Annotated in this window: 25 protein-coding genes; 22 read left to right on the top strand and 3 right to left on the bottom strand. The window is 66.2% G+C overall.

The window, feature by feature from the left end:
* Nucleotides 1-5: 5 nt before the first annotated feature.
* The 9 genes from ruvX (at nt 6) to nusB (ending at nt 7650) form a co-directional block, all read left to right on the top strand.
* The gene (gene ruvX / locus ARTH_RS11520; RefSeq protein WP_011692121.1) at nt 6-605 is read left to right on the top strand and encodes a Holliday junction resolvase RuvX; all 600 of its coding nucleotides are present in this window, start codon (nt 6-8) and stop codon (nt 603-605) included.
* Nucleotides 602-2230, top strand: coding sequence for an endolytic transglycosylase MltG (gene mltG / locus ARTH_RS11515; RefSeq protein WP_043429809.1), 1629 nt, complete (start codon nt 602-604; stop codon nt 2228-2230). The genes ruvX and mltG overlap by 4 nt, the downstream gene beginning before the upstream one ends.
* Nucleotides 2227-3087, top strand: coding sequence for a shikimate dehydrogenase (locus ARTH_RS11510; RefSeq protein ID WP_011692119.1), 861 nt, complete (start codon nt 2227-2229; stop codon nt 3085-3087). The genes mltG and ARTH_RS11510 overlap by 4 nt, the downstream gene beginning before the upstream one ends.
* A gap of 26 nt (nt 3088-3113) precedes the next feature.
* The gene (aroC, locus tag ARTH_RS11505; RefSeq protein ID WP_011692118.1) at nt 3114-4313 is read left to right on the top strand and encodes a chorismate synthase; all 1200 of its coding nucleotides are present in this window, start codon (nt 3114-3116) and stop codon (nt 4311-4313) included.
* Between the two features lie 59 nt (nt 4314-4372).
* Nucleotides 4373-4912, top strand: a complete 540-nt coding sequence (locus ARTH_RS11500) for a shikimate kinase (RefSeq protein WP_052309783.1) — start codon at nt 4373-4375, stop codon at nt 4910-4912.
* Nucleotides 4909-6000, top strand: coding sequence for a 3-dehydroquinate synthase (gene aroB, locus ARTH_RS11495; RefSeq protein ID WP_011692116.1), 1092 nt, complete (start codon nt 4909-4911; stop codon nt 5998-6000). Before ARTH_RS11500 ends, aroB begins: the two co-directional genes overlap by 4 nt.
* Before the next feature lie 14 nt (nt 6001-6014).
* Nucleotides 6015-6533, top strand: a complete 519-nt coding sequence (locus ARTH_RS11490) for a tetratricopeptide repeat protein (protein ID WP_043430731.1) — start codon at nt 6015-6017, stop codon at nt 6531-6533.
* A gap of 143 nt (nt 6534-6676) precedes the next feature.
* Nucleotides 6677-7240 (top strand): elongation factor P, encoded by a 564-nt coding sequence (gene efp / locus ARTH_RS11485; protein WP_011692114.1) that lies wholly within the window; start codon nt 6677-6679, stop codon nt 7238-7240.
* Nucleotides 7240-7650: a transcription antitermination factor NusB gene (nusB, locus tag ARTH_RS11480; RefSeq protein ID WP_011692113.1), complete on the top strand. Its 411-nt coding sequence runs from the start codon at nt 7240-7242 to the stop codon at nt 7648-7650. The genes efp and nusB overlap by 1 nt, the downstream gene beginning before the upstream one ends.
* Nucleotides 7651-7712: 62 nt before the next feature.
* Here the strand turns inward: nusB and ARTH_RS11475 are convergent, their stop codons facing one another.
* Nucleotides 7713-8882 carry a PrsW family intramembrane metalloprotease gene (locus tag ARTH_RS11475; RefSeq protein ID WP_083812693.1) on the bottom strand — a complete coding sequence of 390 codons (1170 nt, stop codon included), beginning with the start codon at nt 8880-8882 and terminating at the stop codon, nt 7713-7715.
* Nucleotides 8883-9201: 319 nt separating this feature from the next.
* Here ARTH_RS11475 and pyrR point away from each other — a divergent pair, with 319 nt between their 5' ends.
* The 13 genes from pyrR (at nt 9202) to ARTH_RS11410 (ending at nt 24436) form a co-directional block, all read left to right on the top strand.
* On the top strand, nt 9202-9786 hold the full coding sequence (gene pyrR / locus ARTH_RS11470; RefSeq protein WP_011692111.1) for a bifunctional pyr operon transcriptional regulator/uracil phosphoribosyltransferase PyrR: 585 nt from the start codon (nt 9202-9204) through the stop codon (nt 9784-9786).
* Nucleotides 9783-10796: an aspartate carbamoyltransferase catalytic subunit gene (locus ARTH_RS11465; protein ID WP_011692110.1), complete on the top strand. Its 1014-nt coding sequence runs from the start codon at nt 9783-9785 to the stop codon at nt 10794-10796. The genes pyrR and ARTH_RS11465 overlap by 4 nt, the downstream gene beginning before the upstream one ends.
* On the top strand, nt 10796-12184 hold the full coding sequence (locus ARTH_RS11460; protein ID WP_011692109.1) for a dihydroorotase: 1389 nt from the start codon (nt 10796-10798) through the stop codon (nt 12182-12184). The genes ARTH_RS11465 and ARTH_RS11460 overlap by 1 nt, the downstream gene beginning before the upstream one ends.
* Nucleotides 12184-12702, top strand: coding sequence for a PH-like domain-containing protein (locus ARTH_RS11455; protein WP_011692108.1), 519 nt, complete (start codon nt 12184-12186; stop codon nt 12700-12702). Before ARTH_RS11460 ends, ARTH_RS11455 begins: the two co-directional genes overlap by 1 nt.
* Nucleotides 12683-13945 (top strand): glutamine-hydrolyzing carbamoyl-phosphate synthase small subunit, encoded by a 1263-nt coding sequence (carA, locus tag ARTH_RS11450; RefSeq protein WP_011692107.1) that lies wholly within the window; start codon nt 12683-12685, stop codon nt 13943-13945. Before ARTH_RS11455 ends, carA begins: the two co-directional genes overlap by 20 nt.
* Nucleotides 13945-17244 carry a carbamoyl-phosphate synthase large subunit gene (carB, locus tag ARTH_RS11445; protein WP_011692106.1) on the top strand — a complete coding sequence of 1100 codons (3300 nt, stop codon included), beginning with the start codon at nt 13945-13947 and terminating at the stop codon, nt 17242-17244. Before carA ends, carB begins: the two co-directional genes overlap by 1 nt.
* Nucleotides 17237-18103, top strand: a complete 867-nt coding sequence (gene pyrF, locus ARTH_RS11440; protein WP_011692105.1) for an orotidine-5'-phosphate decarboxylase — start codon at nt 17237-17239, stop codon at nt 18101-18103. The genes carB and pyrF overlap by 8 nt, the downstream gene beginning before the upstream one ends.
* 107 nt (nt 18104-18210) lie before the next feature.
* A complete protein-coding gene (gene mihF, locus ARTH_RS11435) occupies nt 18211-18561 on the top strand; it encodes an integration host factor, actinobacterial type (protein WP_011692104.1) in 351 nt (116 codons plus the stop codon).
* A complete protein-coding gene (gene gmk / locus ARTH_RS11430; protein ID WP_011692103.1) occupies nt 18558-19130 on the top strand; it encodes a guanylate kinase in 573 nt (190 codons plus the stop codon). Before mihF ends, gmk begins: the two co-directional genes overlap by 4 nt.
* 39 nt (nt 19131-19169) lie before the next feature.
* On the top strand, nt 19170-19430 hold the full coding sequence (rpoZ, locus tag ARTH_RS11425) for a DNA-directed RNA polymerase subunit omega (protein ID WP_011692102.1): 261 nt from the start codon (nt 19170-19172) through the stop codon (nt 19428-19430).
* 55 nt (nt 19431-19485) lie between these two features.
* Nucleotides 19486-20721: a bifunctional phosphopantothenoylcysteine decarboxylase/phosphopantothenate--cysteine ligase CoaBC gene (coaBC, locus tag ARTH_RS11420; protein ID WP_011692101.1), complete on the top strand. Its 1236-nt coding sequence runs from the start codon at nt 19486-19488 to the stop codon at nt 20719-20721.
* 109 nt (nt 20722-20830) lie between these two features.
* On the top strand, nt 20831-22066 hold the full coding sequence (gene metK, locus ARTH_RS11415) for a methionine adenosyltransferase (protein ID WP_011692100.1): 1236 nt from the start codon (nt 20831-20833) through the stop codon (nt 22064-22066).
* Nucleotides 22067-22279: 213 nt separating this feature from the next.
* Nucleotides 22280-24436, top strand: a complete 2157-nt coding sequence (locus ARTH_RS11410; protein WP_011692099.1) for a primosomal protein N' — start codon at nt 22280-22282, stop codon at nt 24434-24436.
* 27 nt (nt 24437-24463) lie between these two features.
* Here ARTH_RS11410 and ARTH_RS11405 read toward each other — a convergent pair whose 3' ends face one another.
* Both ARTH_RS11405 and ARTH_RS11400 read right to left on the bottom strand, forming a co-directional pair.
* Entirely contained in the window at nt 24464-25540 is a 1077-nt protein-coding gene (locus ARTH_RS11405; protein ID WP_011692098.1) for a glycosyltransferase family 4 protein, read from the bottom strand.
* On the bottom strand, nt 25537-26466 hold the full coding sequence (locus ARTH_RS11400; RefSeq protein ID WP_011692097.1) for an alpha/beta fold hydrolase: 930 nt from the start codon (nt 26464-26466) through the stop codon (nt 25537-25539). The genes ARTH_RS11405 and ARTH_RS11400 overlap by 4 nt, the downstream gene beginning before the upstream one ends.
* Nucleotides 26467-26473: the final 7 nt, after the last annotated feature.

Here is a 26473-nt window from a genome sequence, read left to right as displayed (position 1 = left end):
GAACCGTGAACCAATCTGTTGAATCCGACGCCTACCCCCGGGGCATCAAACTGGGGGTGGACGTGGGCACGGTCCGTGTAGGCGTCGCGGTGTGTGACCGCGACGGCATCCTGGCCACACCGTTGAAGACGCTCGAGCGAAACGCCAAGAAAAATACGGATGTCCGTGTGCTGGCGGGTCTGGCATCCGAGCTTGGCGCCGTGCAGGTCTTTGTAGGGTTGCCGCGTACGCTCAAAGGGGAAGAGCATGCTTCGGCCCGGATGGCGACGGATTATGCGGAGCTGCTGGCCGAAGCCCTCGCGGCCCGTGGATCGGACATTCCGGTGCAGCTCGTGGACGAACGGTTGAGCACAGTGACGGCCCACCGCAACCTGCACGAAGCTGGCATGAGCAGCCGGAATCACCGTAAGGTAGTGGATCAGGTTGCCGCCGCAGGAATACTGCAGCACGCAATCGACATGCAAAAAGCCAGGGGAACGGATGTAGGAAGCCGCGTGTTCGCGGTTTCCCAGCCGGGGCTTTCCGGGGACGCCGCAGCGGAAAACGCTGATCCGGCAGTCCCGGGAATCAATGTGCAATCTTCAGAAAATGGAAGGCAACAGTGAGCCCGGTTAACAGCGGAGAGTCCTCAGGTGAGGAATTCAGTGACTCCGGACGTCAGCTGACGCGCAAGGAAATTCGGGCCAGGGAGAAATCCCTGACCACCGACGGTAACGACGTCGTCCCGCCGCAGGCGTTTGAAACCGGCCACTCGCCGCAGGTTCCGCCCGCCATGCCGGCGGAGCCGCCCACCGTGCAACAGGACGCTGTTCAGGAACCTGCCCGGGAACCGGTGCACCACGAGCCCGGGCAGCACGACGAACCGCTGCACCCCGACGCGCCGTTGCATCAGGAAGCCGTGCACCCCGAACCGCTCCACCACGAGGAACCGCTGCACCACGACGACTCTGCGGAGTTCGCCCCGCATGCCGGCTACCCCGTGCACCACGAGCACGAGGATGACGCGCACCACGTCTACCCTGTGCACCCCGACCACGAGGACGACGAGCACCACGTCTACGATGACGCCCACCTCTATGCAGCGGGGGAGCACCACGAGGAGCATCTTGACGAACCTGCACATCCGCTGATGGCCGGCGGCTCGTCCGTGGCGGTCGTTCCGGCTACGTCCAAGAAGGTCCGCCGTCGTCGACGCTGGCTCGCGCTACTGCTGACCCTTGCGGTGTTCGTGACTGCCCTGGTGGTGGGCGCCCAGTTCCTGAAACCCCTTCTGGGCGGGAACACGATCGCCGATTACCCCGGCCCCGGCACCGGCGAGGTGAATGTTTCCGTGGAGCCCGGTGAAGGTACCCGGTCTGTGGCCACCAAGCTCGCGGAGCAGAAGGTAGTTGCCAACCCGGACACGTTCCTGCGCGAGCTCACAGCTTCCGGCGGCACGATAGCCCCGGGGGAATTCCAGTTTCGCCAGGAAATGAAGAATTCAGACGCCGTGGCCGTGCTGCTGGGCAAGGGCGAGGGCAAAGTCATGTACTTCGCCCTGAGCGCCGGCTTGAGGATCGGCGAATCACTGCAGGCGATATCCAAGGGCTCCGGTATCCCTGTTGCCGAACTCAAATCGCTCAGCGACTCCCCGGCCCAGTTCGGACTGCCGGCGAAAGCCAAGAACCTTGAAGGTTACCTGGCTCCGGGCGAGCACCGGTTCCCGCTGGGAACGCCGGCGAAGGAGATCCTCCAGAACCTTGTGACCACCACGACCGACGAGCTGAAGGCGCAGGGAGTCACGGATCCCGCGAAGCAGTACGACGTCGTCACGGTCGCCAGCATTGTCCAGGCTGAAGGCGGCCAGGCCGAGTACGGCGACGTCGCCGGTGCCATCTACAACCGGCTCAAGCCGAACAACACCGAGACGGCCGGCCTGATCCAGTCCGACGCAACGGTGACTTACGGGCTGGGAATCAAGAGCTTCCACATCGACGAGGATCAGAAAGCTGACAAGTCGAACCCCTACAACACGTACGCCAACCAGGGGCTTCCGGTGGGACCCATCGGCTCACCGGGCAAGAACGCCATCGACGCGGCAGCCAAGCCGAAGGCCAACGACTACATGTACTGGGTGACCATTAACCTGGACACCAAGGAGACGAAGTTCTCCAAGACGCTGGCTGAGCACAACCAGTACGTGGAGCAGTACAACGCCTGGTGCGCCGCCAACGCAGGACGTTGCACGTGACCTTGAAGGCTGCCGTCCTTGGGCACCCGATCGGCCATTCGAAGTCCCCGGCCCTGCACCGCGCTGCCTACCGGCGTTTGGGAATCGACGTCGAGTATTCCGCCATCGATGTGACTGTTCCCGACCTGCCGGCCTTCATGGCGTCGGTCCGCAACCAGCCCGGCTGGTGTGGACTGTCCGTCACCATGCCGCTCAAGACGGCCATGGTTTCCGAGGTTGACGAGGTCCGCGGCGTAGCCGGCATCCTCGGAGTGGTCAACACGGTGGTGTTTGAGGCCGACGGTACGGCCGTGCGACGGGTCGGCTACAACACCGACGTCGCGGGCATCGTCAACGCCGTGCGGCATGCCGGCGTGGTTTCCGCACCGTCAGCCGTGGTCCTGGGCGGCGGCGGAACCGCTGCCGCCGCGATCGCCGCGCTCAAGGACCTCGGCGCACCGTCTGCTGATGTCTACGTGCGCGACGTGGGCCGGGCGGCAGAAGCCCGGGCTGCCTCCCAAGGCGTGGGCCTTCCCGTCCGCATCCTCCCGCTATCCGGCGCGGCCGCCGCAATGGCCGCCGCCGACGTCGTCATCTCCACGCTCCCGCCCCGCGGGGCCGACGCCCTGGCGGACGAGCTCGCGGGCCTCGGGGCCCGGACGCCGGGAGTGCTGCTGGATGTCGCCTACGATCCGTGGCCCAGCAGGATAGCCTCCGTCTGGCAGGACGGGGGAGGCGCCGTGGTTCCCGGCCTGGAAATGCTGCTCTACCAGGCAGTAGAGCAGGTCCGGTTCTTTAGCGGCCTTGGCGACGACGTCACGGCCGAAGTCATAGATGTGATGTGTGACGCAGTCGGGGCACCCCGACGAGTGTTCTAACCGCCCTACGTGGCAGGATGGATTTTATGTTGCGTTGGTTGACTGCCGGTGAATCCCATGGACCGGCACTGGTCGGAATAATTGAAGGCGTCCCTGCCGGTGTTGAACTCACCAGCAGCCAGATCGCGGATGCCCTCGCCCGCCGCCGCCTCGGCTACGGCCGCGGTGCCCGGATGAAGTTCGAGCAGGACGTCGTTACCGTCCTTGGCGGCGTGCGCCACGGCATCACGCAGGGCGGCCCGGTGGCCATCCAGGTGGGCAACACTGAATGGCCCAAGTGGGAGCAGATCATGGCTGCGGACCCCGTGGCCCCCGAGATACTGGCGGACCAGGCACGCAACGCACCACTGACGCGGCCGCGCCCCGGACACGCGGACTTCACGGGCATGCAGAAATATGGCTTTGACGAAGCACGCCCCGTACTGGAGCGCGCCAGCGCCCGCGAAACCGCTACCCGCGTTGCACTGGGCACCGTGGCGTCGCAGTTCCTCAAGCAACTGGGCATTGAACTAGTCAGCCACACGGTTTCGATCGCCAGTGTCTCTGTGCCGGAAGGGCGCCCGCTGCCTGTACCCGCCAACGTGATTGCCCTCGACGCCGATCCGCTTCGTTGTTTTGACCGGGAAACCTCCGACGCCATGGTGGCCGAAGTTGACGCCGCCCACAAGGAAGGCGAAACCCTCGGCGGTGTGGTGGAGGTGCTGGCCTACGGCCTTCCGCCCGGACTCGGCAGCTACGTCCACTGGGACCGCCGCCTGGACTCCCGCCTCGCCGCCGCCCTGATGGGCATCCAGGCCATCAAGGGTGTTGAGGTGGGCGACGGATTCCTCACGGCTTCCCGCCGGGGCTCAGCCGCCCACGACGAAATCGTCAAGGACTCCGACGGCCGGATCATCCGCACCAGCAACCGGGCCGGCGGCATTGAAGGCGGCATGAGCATCGGTGACGTTCTGCGGGTCCGCGCGGCAATGAAGCCCATCGCCACCGTTCCGCGCGCCCTCAAGACCATCGACGTGAGCACCGGGGAGGCCGCCAAGGCCCACCACCAGCGCTCTGACGTCTGTGCTGTTCCGGCCGCCGGCGTAGTGGCTGAGGCCATGGTGGCACTCGTATTGGCCGAGGCAGTGGCGGAGAAGTTCGGCGGCGATTCGGTCGCGGAAACGGCACGGAACATCAAGGGTTACCTGGACAACATTCCGGCGTCCCTGGACTCGATCGGCCAGTAGTGCCGGCCAGCAGCAGGAACGGCACTGCGGCCCGGCGGCCCATTGCGCTCATCGGACCCATGGCCGTTGGCAAGTCGGCAATCGGCCACCAGCTTGCTCAACAGCTGGGGGCGGCGTTCGTCGACACCGACGTCGTGATCGTGGAAAACCACGGAACCATCCCGGACATCTTCGCCGCCCGCGGCGAGCGTGCGTTCCGGGAGATTGAGGCCCGGACCGTCGCCCGGGTCATCGAAGAGGCCGGGAACACCGGCACCGTCATTTCCCTCGGCGGCGGGGCCGTACTCGACTCCGGCACCCAGCAGCTCCTGCGCCGCTGCACCGTTGTCTACCTTGAGTGCGACGCCGACACAGTTTCGGAGCGCATAGCCCGCAATTCCGGCCGTCCGCTCCTGGCCGGAGACGCCATGGGCCGGTGGCGTGCGCTTTTTGCCACCCGGCAACCGGTCTATGAACGGCTTGCCGACCTAGTTTTCGATGTCCGCCACGGATCCGTCACGGATCTCGGGCACCGGCTGGAAGAGGCGCTGCGTGAGTACGCGGCGGCACAAACCGCGGCGGCGGAGCCAGTGGCCGCTACAAAGGAAGTTGAAAAGTGAGTAGCGAATCAACCGTCATCAAAGTCACCGGCAAGTCTGCCGCTGACAACTACGACGTCGTTGTGGGCCGCGGCCTGCTTGGACGCCTTCCCGAGCTGCTGGGCGAGCGTGTCAAACGGGTTCTGGTCATCCACCCGCGGGCCCTCCGGCTCACCGGTGACACCGTCCGCGATGAGCTGGCCTCGGCCGGGTTCACTGCGCTGACCGCAGAAATCCCGGACGCCGAAGAAGGCAAGCACATCCAGGTAGCCGCGTTCTGCTGGCAGGTCCTGGGACAAAACGACTTCACCCGCTCCGACGCCGTGGTGGCAGTAGGCGGCGGCGCCGTCACGGACCTCGCCGGCTTCGTGGCGGCCACCTGGCTCCGCGGCGTTAAGGTCATCCACATGCCCACCAGCCTTCTCGGCATGGTGGATGCATCCGTCGGTGGCAAGACCGGCATCAACACCGCCGAAGGCAAGAACCTGGTGGGTGCGTTCCACCCGCCGGCCGCCGTCCTCGCGGACCTCGATACGCTCAGCACCCTGCCGAAGAACGAGCTCATTTCGGGCATGGCCGAGGTCATCAAGTGCGGGTTCATCGCCGACCCCGCCATCCTGGACCTCGTGGAAAAGGATCCGTCCGCAGTCACCGATCCGCAGTCAGCGTTCCTCCGCGAGCTGATCGAGCGCGCCATCGCCGTGAAGGCCGACGTCGTGTCCGAAGACCTCAAGGAAACCGGCCGGCGCGAGATCCTCAACTACGGGCACACCCTAGGCCACGCGATCGAGCTAGTGGAACGCTACTCCTGGCGCCACGGCGCCGCTGTTTCGGTGGGGATGATGTTCGCCGCTGAACTCGCCCGCAGCGTGGGTCGCCTCAGCGACGCCGACGCCGACCGTCACCGCACCATCCTGGAAACGCTCGGACTGCCGATCACCTACCGCCGGGACCGGTGGCAGGGGCTGCTGGACGGCATGCGCCGGGACAAGAAGTCCCGTGGAGACCTGCTTCGTTTCGTGGTCCTGGACGGCATCGCCCGCCCGGGAATCCTTGACGTTCCGGACACGTCCCTGCTGTTTGCCGCCTACCAGGAGATTGCCTCTTGATGACGGGGAGCGTCATGATTGATTCCATGGGCGGCACGAGTGAGTGGCCGGACGCAGGGTTCCCGGGTGTCAAGATCAACCCGGACACCCTCATGCCGGGAATCGTCAACGAAGAGGCATGCAACCTGGCACTTCAGGCGTCCTCCGATCCGGCGGACCGCATCATGGTCCTCCTGGCGGAAGGCCACGCCGGCGATGCCGCGGAGCTCCTGGCCGAAGCACGCTACAACGACCCCGAATCTTTCCGGCTCCGGGCCTTTGAAGCCGAGCTCCTGCGGGTCTCCAAGCGTTATGACCGGGCCGTGGATCTTTACCGCCAGCTGTTGGCGGAGGTCCAGGGAACCGAGCTGGAGGCCATGGCGCACCAGCATCTCGGCCGTGCCTACTATGCCGGAGGCAACACGGCAGCGGCCGTCGACGAGTTCGCCAAGGCCCTGGACCTCCGCGTTGCGGGGGCCGCGGATGCCGCGCTGATCTACTCGTCCACAGTCGCGCTGCAGCGTGCGCGGAACGTCCTGGAAAGGTCGTCCTAGGGTCGGTCGCAGCAGCCCGCCGGCATTGCCGGTAGAATGGTTCTTGGATTTTTGACAAATACTCGCTGGCGGCCTTGTGGCGTGCCTGCCTGACATAACCGGCTGGCGGCTAGAAGCGGTCAGAGACAAACCAGAGGATACCAGTGGCAACCACAAACGACATCAAGAACGGAACCGTGCTGAAGCTTGAGGGCCAGCTCTGGAACATCATCGAGTTCCAGCACGTCAAGCCGGGCAAGGGCGGCGCTTTCGTCCGTACCAAGATGCGCAACGTTATGTCCGGCAAGGTGGTCGACAAGACCTTCAACGCCGGCCTCAAGATCGAGACCGCCACTGTGGACCGCCGCGACTACCAGTACCTGTACCAGGACGGCGCTGACTTCGTGTTCATGGACACGCAGGACTACGACCAGATCACGGTTTCCGGCGCCACCGTAGGCGACGCCACCAACTTCATGCTGGAAAACCAGATGGTCAACATTGCCATCCACGAAGGCACCCCGCTGTACATCGAACTGCCCCCGAGCGTCGTGCTTGAAATCACCTACACCGAGCCGGGCCTGCAGGGCGACCGCTCCTCCGCCGGCACCAAGCCCGCCACGTTGGAGACCGGCTACGAGATTCAGGTGCCGCTGTTCGTCGAGAACAACACCAAGGTCAAGGTTGACACCCGCGACGGCAGCTACCTCGGCCGGGTCAACGACTAGTGAGCGCCCGCGGTAAGGCCCGTAACCGGGCCCTGGATGTTCTTTTCGAGGCGGAGCAGCGCTCCCTCTCGGCTTTCGATGTGCTGCGGTCACGCCGTGAAAAAACCGACCAGATCGTCAACCCCTACACACTCGAGATCGTCGAAGGCGTGGTGTCCCACCAGGCCGCCATCGACGAATTCCTGGAAACCTACTCGCAGGGCTGGACACTGGAGCGCATGCCGTCGGTGGACCGCATCATCCTGCGCATCGGCACGTGGGAACTTCTCTACAACGATGACGTTCCCGACGGCGTGGCGGTCAGCGAGGCCGTCGCCCTTGCCAAGACGCTGTCCACGGACGAGTCACCGTCCTTTATCAACGGCCTCCTCGGCCGGCTCCAGCAGCTGAAGCCTTCGCTGCTGGCATAACAACAACATGAAAAAGGACCGGTCCCCGCCAAGGCGGGCGCCGGTCCTTTTTGTTTGCCCGCCTAGCGCAGCACGGCGTCCCGCCGGGCCACGACTTCTGCGAGCTGGTGGTGCTCGTCCAGCTGGTGGGCCGGAACGTCCCGGCCACTGAGGATCCGTTGCCTGATGAAGGCAAGCCGGGTGGCCGATCGCAGGAAGGCTTTCATCTGCGGCCCCCGGCCGAACTGCTTCGCCCAGCGGACCGCAGAACGGCGTCCGCCGGCGGTTGCCAGCATCTCCACTTCCGGCGGCGTGAACCACCCCGCGGCTGCATACTCCTGGAGCCGCTGCCGCGTTAGCCGGTTCTCCGCCACACGCAGCAGCACAATAACGACGACGGCCAGCACGAAGATGGGCACCTGGACCACGATGTACTGAACCAGGAAGTCCTGGCCCATGCTGTTCCACATACTGTGCAGGATCATCGCCGGGACCAGTCCCACGGCGAACGCAACGACGGACATCCCCGGGTGCCAGCGCCGCGCCGCAAAACCGAGAATGAGTCCGGTGGTACCCGTGAAGATGGCGTGGGCGAACGGGGACATGACGCCCCGCAGGAAGAACACGACCGCGAGGTCTGTGCCCGGTGTTGCGGACTCGGCGATGGCCCGGCCGAAGTAGAGGATGTTTTCCGTAAAAGCAAAGCCGCCGGCAATGGTGAAGGCGAACACCACCCCGTCCACCGGGCCGTCAAAGTGCTTCCGCGCCAGCACAAGCAGTAGCAACAGGCCCAAGGACTTGGCGAACTCCTCCACCACGGGGGCCTGCACGGTGACGGCAAAAGTCCGGTAGTCCACGCCGGCCGGGGGCACCGCTGCCAGCGCAAAAACCGGCTGGATCAGCAGCGTGACGGAAATAGACACGACCGCGCCCCACATAAAGGCGAACAGCAACAGGCGCTTGGGCTCGGGCTCCCAGCGGTCAATGACGTAGACAGCGAGGAGCACGGCGCTCAACGGGATCAGGGACGCGATGAAGCCGATCACGAACCCGGTGACGCCGGTGTTGCCAACAAGGTAGGGGAGGACCAGGAAGAGGCTGGCAAAAGCCAGGAAGCCGCCGCCGCCCACGAGTCCTACAACTCCCGCACTTGACCGGCTGCGCACCGCGGCAGGCGGCATCATGGTGTTCACGGTGGGCGCGTGGTTGCTGGCGGGTGCCGGACGGTAGTGATCGGGCCGGACCTGGCCCATCCAGGTGGGATTGGCCTGCGTCGGCAGCTCCTGCCGGGGCCAGGGTGGCTGCTGCCCGTATTCGTGGGCCGCCGGTGGGATCGTGCTGCGGCCAGGGCGCGTTCGATGTCATGGGACTGAGCCTATGTCCCCGTCACTGTCGCTTCCAAGGCGACAGGCGCGCGGGAAAGGCACGCCTCACCATCCCGGGGGTGTGATGTTAAACGCCTTCCCGCCGCCCGCCGGCCCGCAGGGTGTGGGTGTGGCGTGTGGTAATTTTGAACTGCAAATGTTCCTTTTTTAATTCCGTCCCGTGAGGCGGGGAAAGGGGAGACGAGCGTTGACTTCAGTCACAGAAGCACCGGTTCCGGCCAGGGTTGTGCTCAACTCTGCGGACATTGACCGTGCACTCACTCGTATCGCCCATGAGATCCTCGAGGCCAACAAGGGTTCCCAGGATCTGGTGCTGCTGGGCATTCCGCGCCGCGGCTACCCGCTGGCCGTCCGCCTGGCGAAAAAAATCGCCGCCGCCGATCCCACCGTGGATGCCGCCGCCATCGTTGGCCAGCTGGACGTCACTATGTTCCGGGACGATTTGTCCCACCAGCCCACGCGGCCGCCCTATCCCACGCAGCTGCCCCGCACCGGCATCGACAACAAGGTCGTTGTGCTGATCGACGATGTCCTTTATTCGGGCAGGACCATCCGTGCAGCGCTGGACGCCATCGTGGACCTCGGCCGCCCGCGCATCGTCCGGCTGGCCGTCATGATCGACCGCGGCCACCGCGAGCTGCCCATCCGCGCAGACCATGTCGGAAAGAACCTCCCCACTTCCTCCTCCGAAAAGGTCCGGGTGCGGCTCGAAGAGACCGATTCCATCGACGGCACCCCCGTCAATGAAGTGGTCATCGAGGCAGGCGCATGAAACACCTGCTCTCCACCGAAGACCTCAGCCTGGCCAATGCCATCCGCATCCTCGACACCGCAGAGGAGATGGCGGCCGTGGGGGACCGGGAAGTCAAGAAGCTGCCTGCGCTCCGCGGCCGCACCGTGGTGAACCTGTTCTTCGAGGACTCCACCCGCACCCGCATCTCGTTCGAAGCGGCAGCGAAGCGGCTGTCCGCGGACGTCATCAACTTCGCCGCGAAGGGATCCTCGGTCTCCAAGGGCGAATCCCTCAAGGACACGGCCCAGACGCTTGCAGCGATGGGGGCCGACGCCGTCGTCATCCGCCACTGGGCCTCGGGTGCGCCGCACCGGCTGGCAGCCACGGACTGGATCGACGCAGCCGTCATCAACGCAGGCGACGGAACCCACGAACACCCCACCCAGGCGCTGCTGGACGCTTTCACCATGCGCCGGCACTGGGCCAGGCTCCATGGGACGCCGTCCGCCGGGGCAGACCTCAAAGGAATGCGCGTGGCCATTGCCGGCGATGTCCTGCACTCGCGTGTGGCCCGTTCGAATGTGTGGCTGCTGCGTACACTCGGCGCGGAGGTCACCCTCGTGGCGCCGCCCACCCTGCTGCCCATCGGCGTCGGGCAATGGCCCTGCAGCGTGAGCTACGACATGGACGAAACCCTGGCGAAGGGCGTCGACGCCGTCGTGATGCTGCGCGTCCAGGGCGAACGGATGAATGCCTCCTTCTTCCCCACGACCCGCGAGTACTCCCGCCGCTGGGGATTCGACGACAACCGGCTGCGTGCCCTGGACAGCCTGGGCCTGAAGGACACCATCATCATGCACCCCGGCCCCATGAACCGCGGGCTGGAAATTTCCTCCGCGGCCGCGGACTCACCTCGTTCCACCGTGCTTGCGCAGGTGCGCAACGGCGTGTCCGTCCGGATGGCCGCCCTGTACCTGCTGCTCTCCGGAGACACCCGCGAACCAGCCCTAACCCCAAACGCCGCCTATTCCACCAAGGAGAGCCACTGATGGCACACGATCAACAGGATGCAGCCACCACCGGGGCATACCTCATCCGCGGCGCAGCGATTCTTGGCGGCGCAGCCGAAGACCTCCTGATCCGCGACGGCATTATCGCCGCGCGCGGCACCGACCTGGCCGGCACCGACGCAGCTGACGGCGCCACCGTCATCGAGGCCGCCGGCCTGGTGGCACTGCCCGGCATGGTGGACATCCACACCCACCTCCGCGAACCCGGACGGGAAGACGCCGAAACAGTGGAAACCGGCACCCGCGCCGCCGCGCTTGGCGGCTACACGGCCGTGCACGCCATGGCCAACAGTAATCCCGTTGCGGACACCGCAGGCGTCGTGGAACAGGTGCACACCCTGGGACGTGCCGCCGGCTGGGTGGACGTCCGCCCAGTTGGCGCGGTGACCGTGGGCCTCGCAGGCGAACAACTGGCCGAGCTCGGCGCCATGGCTGATTCCCGTGCCAAGGTCCGGGTCTTTTCCGACGACGGCATCTGCGTCCACGACCCCGTGATCATGCGCCGTGCGCTGGAATATGTGAAGGCGTTCGACGGCGTGGTGGCACAGCACGCGCAGGAACCGCGGCTCACCGCGGGCGCCCAGATGAACGAAGGCGACGTCTCGGCAGTTCTCGGACTGACGGGCTGGCCCGCCGTGGCCGAGGAAAGCATCATTGCCCGGGACGTGCTGCTCGCCCAGCACGTCGGGTCCAGGCTGCACGTCTGCCACGTTTCCACGGCAGGCTCGGTGGAAATCATCCGCTGGGCCAAGGCCCGCGGGATCAATGTGACGGCCGAAGTGACGCCGCACCACCTGCTCCTGACCGATGAACTGGTCCGCAGCTACGACCCCGTCTACAAGGTCAACCCGCCGCTGCGCACGGACTCCGACGTCCAGGCCCTGCGTGCCGCCCTGGCCGACGGCACGATCGACGTCGTCGGAACCGACCACGCCCCGCACCCGAGCGAACACAAGGAATGCGAGTGGGCGCAGGCGGCCATGGGCATGACGGGGCTGGAAACGGCGCTGTCCGTCGTCCAGGAAACCATGATCGAGACCGGCCTGATGGGCTGGGCCGACTTTGCCCGGGTGACGTCCACCGCTCCCGCCGTGATCGGACGGGTGGCGGACCAGGGACGTCCGCTGGAGGCCGGCGAACCCGCAAACGTCACACTGGTGGACCCGGCTGCGCGCTGGACCGTGGACCCTTCTAAGATGGCAACCATGGGCCGTAACTCTCCGTTCGCCGGCAGGGAACTCCCCGGCAAGGTAGTGGCGACGTTCTTCAAGGGCCACCCCACCGTCCTTAACGGCGAGCTCAACACCCCGTACCGCCACGGGCCCCACCAGGAAACAACCGCCGCCGCACCGGCGGGCGGGTACTGATGGACAAAGCACTCCCCGGACTCGCCATGCTGGCGATCATCGCGGTGGCCTTCGTGTTGCTCGGCATCGGGTGGCGGAACCGCCTGCGGCGCCAGTCCGACGTCGAGCAGCTGCCCGCGGTGCCGGCCGAACTGAGCCAGCCGCTGGCCACCGCCGACGGCCAGTATGTTGCCACCACGACGGCCGGCGACTGGCTGGACCGCATCGCTGTCCATGGCCTGGGCATCCGCACCAACGCTGAACTCACCGTCCACCCGGAGGGCGTGCTGTTCGAGCGTTCCGGGGCCGGGCCGGTCTTCATCCCGGCGAACCGGCTCACCGGAATCCGCCAGGACAGTGGCATGGCCGGGAAGTTCGTCGAAAAAGACGGACTCCTGGTGGTCAGCTGGACCCTGGGCGGCCGGGAACTCGATACCGGGTTCCGGACCCGCCGTGCCGCAGACAAACCGCCCGTCCTGGCAGCCTTTCAAGAATTGATCTCCGCAGCCCCTCAGGCAGATGCCGATAGTGGAAAGTAACAACGTGACAGAAACCGAAGTAACAGCAAACGCAGATACTGCACCTGAACAAGGAACTTCCGCACCCGCGGTGCTGGTGCTCGAGGATGGCCGCACCTTCCGCGGCACCAGCTACGGCGCAACCGGCACCGCGCTCGGCGAGGCGGTGTTCGCCACCGGCATGACCGGCTACCAGGAAACCATCACGGACCCCTCCTACGCCCGCCAGCTCGTGGTTCAGACCGCCCCGCACATCGGCAACACCGGCGTCAACAAGGACGACGCCGAATCGCGCCGCATCTGGGTGGCTGGCTACATTGTCCGCGATGCCGCCCGCCGGCCCTCCAACTGGCGCTCCGAACGCTCCCTGGACGACGAACTCGTGGAACAGGGCATAGTGGGCATCCAGGGTGTGGACACCCGTGCCATCACCCGGCACCTGCGCGAACACAAGACCATGCGTGCCGGGATCTTCTCCGGCGAGTCCGCCCGGGCCACGGACAAGGAACTGCTCGACGCCGTACTGGCCAGCGCCCCCATGGAGGGGTCCCGCCTCGCCGAGGAAGTCAGTGTTGACGAGGCGTATGTTGTGGAGCCCAAGGATTGGGGCTGGGACGGTGAGCCGCGGTTCACCATCGCCGCCATCGACCTCGGCATCAAGCGCATGACTCCCATTCGCTTCGCCGAACGCGGCGTCCGCGTCCACGTCCTGCCGGCGACGGCCACCCTGGCTGACGTGAAGGCGGTCAACCCGGACGGATTCTTTATGTCCAACGGCCCCGGCGACCCCGCCACGGCGGACAACCAGGTCAAGCTGCTCCGCTCGGTGCTGGACGAGAAGCTGCCGTACTTCGGCATCTGCTTCGGCAACCAGATCCTTGGCCGTGCGCTCGGCTTCGGGACGTACAAGCTCCGCTACGGACACCGTGGCATCAACCAGCCCGTCATGGACCGCCGCACCGGCAAGGTGGAGATCACCTCACAGAACCACGGCTTTGCCGTGGACGCCCCGCTCGACGGCGCCACCCAGGCTCCCGAGGAACGTTACGGCCGCGTCGAAGTCAGCCACGTCAGTCTCAACGACGACGTCGTGGAAGGCCTCTCCTGCCTGGACATCCCCGCATTCTCGGTGCAGTACCACCCTGAAGCTGCCTCGGGCCCGCACGACGCCGCCTACCTCTTTGACCGCTTCATCGAGCTGATGGCGGACACCGCTTCCGAGACAAAGACTGCCACCGAATCCAAGACTGAGGACAAGAAGTAATGCCTAAGAGAACTGACCTTAAGAGCGTCCTGGTCATCGGTTCCGGCCCCATCGTGATCGGCCAGGCCGCCGAGTTCGACTATTCCGGCACCCAGGCTCTCCGTGTCCTCAAGGAGGAAGGCCTGCGCGTCATCCTGGTCAACTCCAACCCGGCCACCATCATGACGGACCCCGAGTTCGCCGATGCCACCTACGTGGAGCCCATCACCCCGGAGGTGGTGGAAAAGATCATCGCCAAGGAACGGCCTGACGCGATCCTGCCCACCCTGGGCGGCCAGACAGCCCTCAACACTGCCATTGCGCTGGACAAGAACGGCGTGCTGGAAAAGTACAACGTGGAACTCATCGGCGCCAACATCGCCGCGATCGAACTCGGCGAAGACCGCGAGAAGTTCAAGGGCGTCGTGGAGCGTTGCGGCGCGGAGTCCGCCCGCAGCCACATCATCCACAGCATGGACGAGGCACTGAAGGCCGCCGAGGACCTCGGCTACCCGATGGTGGTCCGCCCGTCCTTCACTATGGGCGGCCTCGGCTCCGGCCTCGCCTACACCGAGGACGACCTGCGCCGGATTGTCGGCCAGGGCCTGCAGTACAGCCCCACCAGCGAGGTCCTGCTCGAAGAGAGCATCCTCGGCTGGAAGGAATACGAGCTCGAGATGATGCGGGACAAGAACGACAACGTGGTTGTCGTCTGTTCCATCGAGAACTTCGACCCCGTGGGCGTCCACACCGGCGACTCCATCACGGTTGCACCTGCGCTGACCCTTACGGACCGTGAGTACCAGCGCCTGCGCGACATCTCCATCGCGGTCATCCGCGAAGTGGGCGTGGACACCGGCGGCTGCAACATCCAGTTCGCCGTCGAACCGGACACCGGACGCGTCGTCGTCATCGAGATGAACCCCCGCGTCTCCCGGTCCTCCGCGCTGGCATCCAAGGCCACCGGCTTCGCCATCGCCAAGATCGCCACCAAGCTTTCCCTGGGCTACACCCTGGACGAGATCCCCAACGACATCACGCAGAAGACCCCGGCCTCCTTCGAACCGACGCTTGACTACGTCGTAGTCAAGGTTCCCCGCTTCGCGTTCGAGAAGTTCCCGGCAGCAGACCCCACCCTCACCACCACGATGAAATCGGTGGGCGAGGCCATGGCCATGGGCCGCAACTTCACCGAGGCCCTGCAGAAGGCGCTCCGTTCCCTGGAACAGAAGGGCTCGCAGCTGGACTTCAGCCACGTTCCGGAATGGGAAGTCCCGGAGCTGATCGAAAAGGCCAAGCGGCCCACCACCGAACGACTGCACCAGGTGCAGCGTGCGCTGCTCGGCGGCGCAACAGTGGAACAGCTCTTCGAGGCCACGAAGATCGACCCTTGGTACCTGGACCAGCTCCAGCTGCTCAACGAGATCTCGCACGAAATCCGCAAGTCCACGGCCCTCACCCCGGAAATGCTTCAGCGCGCCAAGCGCCACGGCTTCTCCGACGAGCAGATCGGCGCCCTCACCAACAACCAGGAGGCCGTGGTCCGCGGCGTCCGCCAGGCCCTGGGCATCCGGCCGGTCTACAAGACCGTGGACACCTGCGCCGCGGAATTCGCCGCCTACACCCCGTACCACTACTCGTCCTACGACGAAGAGGACGAGGTGGCGCTGCACTCCAAGCCGTCCATCATCATCCTGGGTTCCGGGCCAAACCGCATCGGCCAGGGCATCGAATTCGACTACTCCTGCGTCCACGCCTCGATGGCGCTGCGCAAGGCCGGATACGAGACCGTCATGGTCAACTGCAACCCGGAAACCGTCTCCACCGACTACGACGTCTCCACGCGCCTCTACTTCGAGCCGCTGACCCTCGAGGACGTCCTCGAGGTCATCGCGGCGGAGGAGCGCACCGGCGGCGTCATGGGTGTGTTTGTCCAGCTCGGCGGCCAGACCCCGCTCAAACTCGCGCAGCAGCTGGCCGACGCCGGCGTGCCGATCCTCGGCACGTCGCCGGAAGCGATCGACCTCGCCGAACACCGCGGCGCCTTCTCCCGGGTGCTGGACGAGGCCGGACTGATCTCACCCAAGAACGGCACGGCCGTCTCCTTCGAAGACGCCAAGAAGATCGCCGACGAAATCGGCTACCCGGTCCTGGTGCGCCCGTCCTACGTGCTGGGCGGCCGGGGCATGGAGATCGTATACGACGAGCCCAACCTCTCGCGCTACATCGCCAACGCCACCGAGATCACCACCGAACACCCCGTGCTGATCGACCGGTTCCTGGAGGACGCCGTCGAAATCGACGTCGACGCCCTCTACGACGGAACCGAAATGTACCTCGGCGGCATTATGGAGCACATCGAAGAGGCAGGCATCCACTCCGGCGACTCCGCGTGCGTCCTGCCGCCGATCACCCTCGGCAACAACGTGATCGAACGCGTCCGGACCGCCACCCTGGCCATCGCCGAGGGCGTCGGCGTAAGAGGCCTTATCAACATCCAGTTCGCCCTGGCCTCCGACGTCCTGTACGTCCTCGAAGCCAACCCGCGGGCCTCCCGCACGGTGCCCTTCGTCTCCAAGGCCACGGGCGTTCAGATGGCCAAGGCCGCTGCACTGATCGGCACCGGGGTGACCATCAACCAGCTCCGCAGCGCCTACAAGATGCTGCCGGAGACCGGGGACGGCTCCACCCTGCCGTTCGACGCCCCCGTCTCGGTCAAGGAAGCCGTGCTGCCGTTCAGCCGCTTCCGGACTCCGGAAGGCAAGGTTGTGGACTCGCTCCTCGGCCCGGAAATGCGCTCCACCGGCGAGGTCATGGGCATCGACAAGCACTTCGACACAGCCTTCGCCAAGAGCCAGGCCGCCGCCAACAATGCGCTGCCGACTGAAGGGAAGATCTTCGTGTCCGTGGCCAACCGGGACAAGCGCTCGGTGATCATGGGCGTCAAACGCCTTTCCGACCTCGGCTTCGAGATCGTCTCCACCGGCGGCACCGCGGACGTCCTGCGCCGCAACGGCATCCAGGCAACCCCGGTCCGCAAGGTCGCCGAGGGCAGCAGCGCCGAGGGTGAAGGGACCATTGCCGACCTCATCGTCGCCGGTGAGATCGACATGGTCTTCAACACGCCTTCCGGCGGCGAGGCCCGCATCGACGGCTATGAACTGCGCGCCGCGGCAACCTCCATCGGCATTCCGTGCATCACCACGGTGGCCGAGTTCAACGCAGCCGTCCAGGCCATCGAAGCGCAGCGGACCTACGAATGGTCCGTGACCAGCCTGCAGGAGCACGCCGAGAACCTGAAGGCCCTGCAGAATGGCTGAGCAGGCGGCAGCAATGACGGCCGGTCGGGAGTCCTTCGGCTCCCGGCTGGGCCGGGCCATGGCGGACCGCGGTCCGTTGTGCGTGGGGATCGATCCGCACCCGGCGCTGCTCAAAGCCTGGGGACTGAACGACGACGCCGCCGGCCTGGAGCGCTTCTCGCTCACCGTTGTGGACGCAGTGGGTTCGCTCGCTGCCGCCGTCAAGCCGCAGGTGGCGCTGTACGAGCGGCACGGCTCGGCGGGCATGGCGGTGCTCGAACGCACCCTCGCGGCCGCCGCCGGCGCCGGTGTGCTGACCATTGCCGACGCCAAGCGCGGGGACATCGGCTCCACGATGGCGGCCTATGCCGACGCCTGGCTCCGGGACGGCTCGTCACTCGCCGCGGATTCGGTGACACTGAGCCCCTACCTTGGCTTCGAATCGCTGCGTCCGGCCCTCGACCTGGCTGCAGAGTACGGTCGCGGCGTCTTCGTCCTGGCCCTGACGTCCAATCCGGAAGGCGCCTCCGTCCAGCACGTGGGCGGTGCGGATTCAGTGGCGCGAAGGATCACCGAGGCCGCTGCCGGGGAAAACCGCCGGTACGGGGGCGCCCTGGGTTCGGTGGGCCTGGTGGTTGGCGCCACCGTGGGCGGAGCCCTGCAGGATCTGCAGCTGGACCTGGCGGCTGTCCGGGGGATCATCCTCGCTCCCGGGCTCGGGGCGCAGGGCGCCACGGCCGCTGATCTGCGGACAACGTTCGGTGCCGCCTATTCGCAGGTCCTGGGCACCTCAAGCCGGGACATCCTCTCGGCGGGTCCCTCCGCCGGCGGACTCCGCGAGGCCGCACTGCGTACCCTGGAACCGCTGCTGACCAGCTGATCCATTGACTTCGGCGCCATTGATTTCTGCGACGGGCAAAGGGTAGGTTCAGGAAGACTCCAACGGCCCTTGCCTTGGTTCAGACTGACGATTCGGCGGTGACTTGAGTGAGCCTGCGGCCCCTGACAGACCAGGAACGCGCGGAAGCCCTGGGGAAGGCGGCAGCGGCCCGGGCTGCCCGGGCGGAAGCCAAGGAGCAGCTGAAGTCCGGAACCCTCTCCGTGGCGGAGCTCCTCACCTCCGGCGACGGCAATTCCGCCCTTGCCCGGATGAAGGTCTCCGAGATGCTTGAGGCAATGCCCGGTATCGGCCGCGTCACGGCGGCCGCCATTATGGACGAGCTGGGTATTGCCGCGTCCCGCCGGCTGCGGGGACTCGGCATTCACCAGCGCCGGGCGCTGGTAGATTTTATGAACGAGAACCACGTCCATCCGAATAACGCCCAAAGGAATATGTGAGCAAGAAACCGGGACTGACAGTCCTCGCCGGCCCGACGGCTGTTGGCAAAGGCACCGTGTCCACCTACATCCGGGACAACTATCCTGAAGTCTGGCTTTCCGTCTCGGCCACCACCCGTGAGCCGCGCCCGGGGGAGCAGGACGGCGTTCACTACTTCTTCAAGTCCGCCGAGGAATTCGACGCCCTGGTGGCCCGCGGGGAACTGCTGGAGTGGGCCGTGGTCCACGGCCGCAACCGCTACGGCACGCTCCGCAGCACCGTGGACGCCGCCATCGCCGATGGCCGCTCGGTGCTGCTGGAGATAGATCTGCAGGGCGCACGGCAGGTCAAGCAGGCCGTTCCGGAGGCGCAGTTCGTCTTCCTCGCCCCGCCCAGCTGGGAGGAAATGGTCCGCCGCCTGGTGGGCCGCGGCACCGAAACAGCCGAGGAACAGCAGCAAAGACTGGAAACCGCTAAACTAGAACTTGCCGCTGAGCCGGAGTTCGATCACACCGTTATCAATGATGACGTTCGACGCGCAGCGGACGAGCTTGTTTCACTCATGGGGCTGACCCCGCACCCGCACTAGCCGCAGGGTCGGATCGGCCCGTTAGAATTTGGAGAATTCGTGTCCACGAACCTTGAAGGCATCATCAACCCGCCGATCGACGAGCTGCTGAAGGCAGCTGATTCCAAGTACGGCCTGGTGATCTTCGGTGCCAAGCGTGCACGTCAGATCAACGCATACTACGCGCAGCTGCACGAGGGCCTGTTCGAATACGTAGGTCCGCTGGTCGACACCAAGCTGAACGAGAAGTCGCTTTCCATCGCCCTGCGCGAGATCAACGAAGGCAAGCTCGTTTCCACGCCGATCGAGCCTGCAGAGTAAGAACTTTTCGGACTGGGTCTCATCGGAATACAGACTGCCTGTTGACGGAGGTCACGTGCGCATAGTCCTCGGAGTCGGGGGAGGGATTGCCGCCTACAAGGTGGCATCGCTCCTCCGGCTTTTTACTGAAGCCGGACACAACGTCACGGTGATCCCCACGGAGGCCGCGAACCGCTTTGTCGGAGTGGCCACCTGGGAAGCGCTGTCCGGAAATCCGGTCAGCAACAGCGTCTTCGACGACGTTCCTTCGGTCAACCATGTCCGCCTGGGGCATGAGGCGGACCTCATTGTTGTGGCTCCGGCCACCGCGGACCTCCTGGCCCGTGCCGCCGGCGGCCACGCCAACGACCTTCTGACAAACACTTTGCTGATGGCCAGCGGTCCCGTGCTGATGGCACCCGCCATGCACACCGAAATGTGGCAGCACCCCGCCACCCAGGCCAACGTGGAAACACTGCGCGGCCGTGGCGTCACCGTCCTCGAACCCGCCAGCGGCCGGCTCACCGGGTCCGATTCCGGTCCCGGCAGGCTCCCCGAACCGGAGGCAATCTTCTCGGCCGCCATGGCGCTTATGCAGGACAGCGGGGTTTCCGGGCAGCTGCCGCTGGCCGGCCGCACTGTCACCATCAGCGCAGGCGGCACTCGTGAACCTTTGGACCCGGTACGGTTCCTCGGTAACCGTTCCTCCGGCAAGCAGGGCGTGGCGCTTGCCGTGGCGGCACGCGACGCGGGGGCCAGCGTCCGGCTGCTCGCCGCCCACATGGACGTGCCGGCGCCCGCCGGCGTCGAGGTGGTCCGGGTGGAAACGGCGCTGCAGCTCCGGGAAGAGGCGCTGCGCGCGGCCGTCGATTCCGACGTCGTCATCATGGCCGCCGCCGTGGCGGACTTTCGTCCCGCGAACGTTTCAGACACCAAGATCAAGAAACGTGACGACACCGACGATCCGGTGATCAGCCTGCTGCGCAACCCGGACATCCTGCAGGAACTCGTGGAAGTGCGTGCGGCGAACAAGCCCGGGCAGCTGATCGTGGGTTTTGCGGCCGAAACCGGGGACGCCCACGGTGACGTCCTCGCCTACGCCGAGGCCAAACTGCGCAAGAAGGGCTGCGACCTGCTGGTGGTCAACCATGTGGGCGAAGGCCTGGTGTTCGGCCAGGACCACAATTCGGTAGTCATCCTTTCCCGCTCCGGCTCCGAACCACAGGCGGCATCCGGTTCAAAGGACGATGTTGCGGCCACCGTCATTGACCGCATCAGCTCCGAGTTGAGCCGCGTTTTCCCGCGATCATGATTTTCGAGAAACTGTTTTCCGGAGACTGAGAGACCGGCGTGTGCAAAGCCTGCTTAGCAGGGGGACACATGCCGGGGCCTGAACGATTCCCAACCAGTAAGGTAGTTGAGTGACTTTACCGCTGCACATTCCCGCTTCCCATGGCGCGACGCCGCCATCCCTTCGTCTCTTCACGTCGGAGTCCGTGACTGAGGGCCATCCCGATAAGATCTGCGACCAGATCAGCGACGCCATCCTGGATGCCCTGCTTGCGAAGGACCCCGAGTCCCGTGTGGCAGTCGAGACACTGGCCACCACCGGGCTGGTGCACGTAGCTGGCGAAGTCACCACCGACGCCTACGTGGAGATTCCGCAGATTGTGCGCGAGACCATCCTGGGGATCGGCTATGACTCCTCGGCCAACGGCTTCGACGGCGCCCGCTGCGGCGTCTCCGTGTCCATCGGCCAGCAGTCCAACGACATCGCCGGCGGCGTTTTCAATTCCCTGGAGGCCCGGGAAGGCCGCCAGGAAGATGACTACGACCTCCAGGGCGCCGGAGACCAGGGCCTCATGTTCGGCTACGCCAGCGACGAGACGCCGTCCTACATGCCGATCCCGATCTGGATTGCGCACCGCCTCTCGGAGCGGCTCACCGAAGTACGCAAGAATGGCGAACTGCCGTACCTCCGCCCGGACGGCAAGACCCAGGCGACGATCGGCTACGACCGGGACCGGCCCGTCTCCGTCGAAACCATCGTCATCTCCAGCCAGCATGCTGAAGGCGCCAGCCTCGAACAGTTGCGAGCCGACCTCGCCACGCACGTGATCAATCCCGTGCTGGCGGCAACGAACCTGGACATCTCCCGCGCCCGCAACATCCTGAACCCCGCCGGTGCGTTCGTGATCGGCGGCCCCGTGGGAGACGCCGGCCTGACCGGCCGCAAGATCATCGTCGACACCTACGGCGGCATGGCGCGCCACGGTGGCGGGGCCTTCTCCGGCAAGGATCCGTCCAAGGTTGACCGCTCGGCGGCGTACGCGATGCGCTGGGTGGCCAAGAATGTAGTGGCTGCAGGACTCGCCAAGCGGGCCGAGATCCAGATCGCCTACGCCATCGGCCAGGCACGCCCCGTGGGTACCTACGTCGAGACCTTCGGCACGGAAACGGTGGATCCCGAGCGCATCAGCGCCGCGATTTCGGAGATCTTCGACCTTCGTCCCCGTGCGATCATCGACGCGCTGGACCTCAAACGGCCCATTTACGCCAAGACCGCGGCGCACGGACACTTCGGCCGCGACGATCCCGACTTCACCTGGGAACGGCTCGACCGGGTGGACGAGCTCAAGGCTTTCTTCAACGCCTGAGAACCGCCACCCGCAAACAAACCGCGGCGCGCTCGATCCGCACGGCATGAAATGTGCCGCGTCGGAGTAAAAGTCGGTGCCTTGTGCTTGGCTGTAGCAGGGCCCCCGTCCGGGTGGCCCTGCTACAGTGCTTTCCGGCCGGTGGCCGCCGGGGCCCCTGCACCGGATCCACTGGCACCATAACCTGCACGATGCTGAACGGAGGGTGGCACCATGACTTCCTTTTCCTCCGACGGATCGGCCGCCGGCGAGCCGCTCCAGCTTTCACTCCTGCAGGGGTTCCCGGCGGGCCGCCCGGTGTCTCCATCCGGCCCGGTCCTCGCCCCCTCGCTGCCCGTGGCCAGGGTGCTCATCGAGTCTTCGCTGCCCCACCTGGACCGGCCCTTCGACTACAGCGTGCCGGCGGCGTTCGACGACGTCGCGCAGCCCGGCGTACGGGTCAAGGTCAAGTTCAACGGCCAGGAGCTCAGCGGCTACATCCTGGACCGGCTGGCGGTATCCGACGCCGGCCATACCCTGGTGCCCCTCCACAAAGTGGTCTCGCCCGTCCGGGTGCTCACCCCCGAACTCGCCGAACTCGCCGGCAAAGTGGCTGCCCGCTACGCAGGCACCGTCAGCGACGTGCTGCGCGTAGCCATTCCGCCGCGGGTTGCCAGGCTGGAAAAGGAGCTGGCCGCCGGGGGTGCCCTCGGTCTGAGCCCGGGTACGGCCGCCGAAGCCGCAACGAACCTTGCGCCGGAGGCGGACCGCACGCCTCCCGCACCCGGCCACTGGTCCCGCTACGTCAACGGAGCGGCGTTCCTGCAGCATCTTGCGGCCGGCGAATCGCCGCGGGCCGTCCTCAGCGCGCTGCAGGGTTTCGGCCCCGCCGGGTGGCCAGCCCTCGTTGCCGAAGCCGTTGCAGCCGCCCGGGCCTCGGGCCGCGGCGCGGTGGTGGTTGTTCCGGACTACCGCGACCTGGACCGTGTCGAGGAGGCGCTGGCGGAACTGCTGCCCCGGGAAGACATTGCCCGACTTACCGCAGACGACGGGCCAACGCCGCGCTACCGCAGCTACCTGCGGGTGCTCACGGGCAGCGCCGGGGTTGCCGTCGGTACGCGCTCGGCCGCCTATGCTCCAGTGCACAACCTGGGTCTTGTGGTGTGCTGGGATGACGGCGACGATCTTCACATCGAACAGCGGTCGCCGTACGCCCACACCCGGGAGGTCCTGCTGCTGCGGGCGGAACAGGAAGGCGCGGCGTGCCTCATGGCGGCGCACACACGCAGCACCGAACTCCAGCGGCTCGTGGAGGCGGGCTGGGCGAGGTCGGTGGAAGCCGACCGTCCGGAGGTCCGCCGGACCGTGCCGCGAGTTGTGAATACGGCGGACAGCTTCGAGCAGGAGCGCGACCCCCTGGCCAGGATCGCGAGGCTGCCCGGGGCGGCCTGGCGTGCCGCCAAGGAGGGCCTGGAACGCGGACCCGTCCTGGTCCAGGTCGCCCGTTCCGGCTACGCGCCTTCGCTGGTCTGTGATTCCTGCCGGGAGCCGGCACGTTGCACGGCCTGCAGCGGACCCCTGGCTGTTGCCGGCGCCGCAGGCAGTTCCGCCGTGCCGCAGTGCCGCTGGTGTTCCGCTCCCGCGCCGGCCTGGCGCTGCAGCCACTGCACAAGCCCCCGGCTGCGCCGCTCCGCTACCGGCGTGCTGCGAACCGCGGAGGAACTGGGCCGGGCATTTCCTGGCAAGACGGTCATCACGTCGTCCGGGGACCACGTCAAAGCCGCAGTCCCGGACACAAAATCCCTGGTGGTCGCCACCGTGGGGGCGGAACCTGTGGCGGCTGGCGGCTATGCCGCCGCAGTTCTGCTGGATGGAGACTCGCTCCTCCGCCGCGAAAACCTCCGCGCCGGGGAGGACGCCGTCCGGCGCTGGTTCAATGCCGCGGCGCTGGTCAGGCCTGCCCGCGAGGGCGGCCTCGTTGTTATCACCGCCGACGACACAGCAGGGGTCGGCGCGCTGCTGCGCTGGGACGCAGGGGGGTACGCGCAGCGGGAGCTCTCACTGCGGCAGGAGCTCCAGCTGCCCCCGGCGGTCAGGATAGCCTCCGTGACCGGCGGCCGGACCGCCGTCGGGCACTTCACCGAAGCCATCGAACACAGCCTTGCCAGGCAGGGCATCACCCTTCGCACCGCCGGACCGGCGCCTCTGGTGCTCACGGACGCACGCGCACCGCGGCGGGACGCCAGCGAGGACGTCAGGACCCTGCTGTTTTTTCCATACTCCCAGGCGGCCGACGCCACGCGGGTGATGCGGGCCGTCAAGGCAGCTGCAGCGGCGCGGCGCAGCGACGACCCCGTCCAGTTGAGGCTCGACGGCGTGGATGTGCTGTAGCAGTGATTCACCCCGGGGGGCGGCACCTCAGCGGCGGTTGATTCGGGCGGCCTCCTCGGCCAGCTGCACAAGCTGCCGGGCCGAGTGGTCCCAGCTGAATTCCGCGGCGCGTTCCACCGAACGGAGTGAGTGAGCTTTCCACACTTCCGGCTCTTCCAGCCTGCGGACCGCGTTGGCGAACTCCGAGGGGGAATCCGGGTGGACATAACTCACCGCGTCATGGCCTACTTCACGGAAGATCGGGATGTCGCTTGCGATTACGGGGGTCCCATGGGACATGGCCTCCACGAGCGGGAGGCCGTAGCCCTCCGCTCGTGAAAGGCTGATCAGGGCCGTTGTCCGGCCCAGCAGGGCCTCGTACTCGGCATCCGTCACGCCGTTGTGGAACACAACGTTGGCTCCCGGCTGCACCAGCGCTTCCAGCTCCGCCTGCCGCTGCGGCGTGATGCGGCTGAGCAGGTGGAGCGTCATGTCGGGAAGTTCGGCCATTCCCCGCACCATGGTTTCCACGTTCTTGTACGGCATGAACGAACCCATGTAGAGAAGCGTCCTGTCCGCGCCGGCACCGGGGTCGCGCGGAGTATGGCCGTGCTGCGGCGCATTGCCCACAATCCGGACCGGACGCCGGGTGAGGCGGTGTTTGGCGATCAGTGCTTCGGTGGTGTGGCTGATGGTAGCCACCACGTCCGCCCGGTCCAGGAGCAGCCGCTGCGGCCAGTACGCCTTGTGGTACAGGCGCCACAGCACACGGACGGGTGCCGGCAGGAAGCCCGGCGGGGAAGGGTGCTCGTAGTAGATGAGGTCGTGAAGTGTCAGCACCAGGCCGTACTTCCGGCCGAACGTGCCCATCGTCTGCATCGGGCACACCACGACGTCGGCGCCCAGCTTGTTGACCTTGCCGGCCACGAACAGCTCCGCGGGGGAGAGCGGGCTGTTGATCAGCGTGTAGGGCACATCCGGGAGGAGGGCCAGCTGCCGGGAATCGCTGATGAGCATCGAGACGTCTGCGATCTTGGCCGTGGCTGCGATCAGGCTGGCGCCGTACCGGCTGATGCCGTCGTGGTGGTCCAGGCGGGTGAAGCGGGCGTCGATAATGATTTTCACGCGGGATGGTCCTTCAGGAAGCGTCTGATGAAGCCGGCGGCCGGTTGGGGGGTCTCGTAGTGGATGAGGTGCCCCACGCCGGGAATCACCTCGAGGGTGCCGTCCGGCAGGAGTGCCTGCAGCTTGTGCTGGTCCGGGAGCATCGCGATCTCATCCTTCTCCCCGGCAATCAGCAGCACCGGGAGGGAAAGGTCCGGGGCAACCTCGGAAACGTTGCTTCCCACGGAGGCCTTGAACGACTCAAGCAGGCTGTCCCGGTTGGCGAAGGCGGAGAAATAGGCGTTGTGCTGTCCATGGATGAACTGCAGGAGCTGCTTGTCCCTGGTCTTGGCCATGGCCATGCTCATGACCCTGACAATGAGCCGGCTGCGGAGCAGGTAAAGGCCGAGGGCCCGGGGGAGCCTGGCGGAGGCCTCGTAGTAGATGACAGCCAGTTTGGTCATAACGCCCTTGGGCCCCTCCAGCGCCGGTGCGGCAATGGGGTTGATGAGGATCAGCGGGAACACCGCGCCGGGGTTGGCAGCCGCGAAATGGCTGGCAACGATGGACCCGAACGAGTGCCCCAGGAGCACCGTGTCCGGCCCCAGTCCAAGTGCGGCCATGAAATCGCTGATGAACTGCCCGTACCGCCTCACACTGTGCCCGCCGTCCGGGAACGCATCGGAGCTGCCGAAGCCGGGAAGGTCGGGCATGATGAGCCGCATGTCCGGGAGCTGGTCCGCTACCCGGAGCAGGCCGTGGTGGTCGCCCCGGAATCCGTGGACCACCAGCATGGTACGGGTCTCGGCCGTCACGCTGACAGGTTCATAGACCCAGTAGTCCACATTGCAGCCGTGCAGGTCCACGCTGGCAGCCCGCGTCCGGGCGTCCAGTTGCCCGCTGAAGAGGGGCGGGGCCTGCGCCGGTCCCATGTCCACTTGTTCCATGGTGTCG

Source organism: Arthrobacter sp. FB24 (assembly GCF_000196235.1).
Taxonomy (GTDB): domain Bacteria; phylum Actinomycetota; class Actinomycetes; order Actinomycetales; family Micrococcaceae; genus Arthrobacter.
Note: the sequence above shows the minus strand (reverse complement) of the source record. Positions and strands in the feature narration are given on the sequence as shown.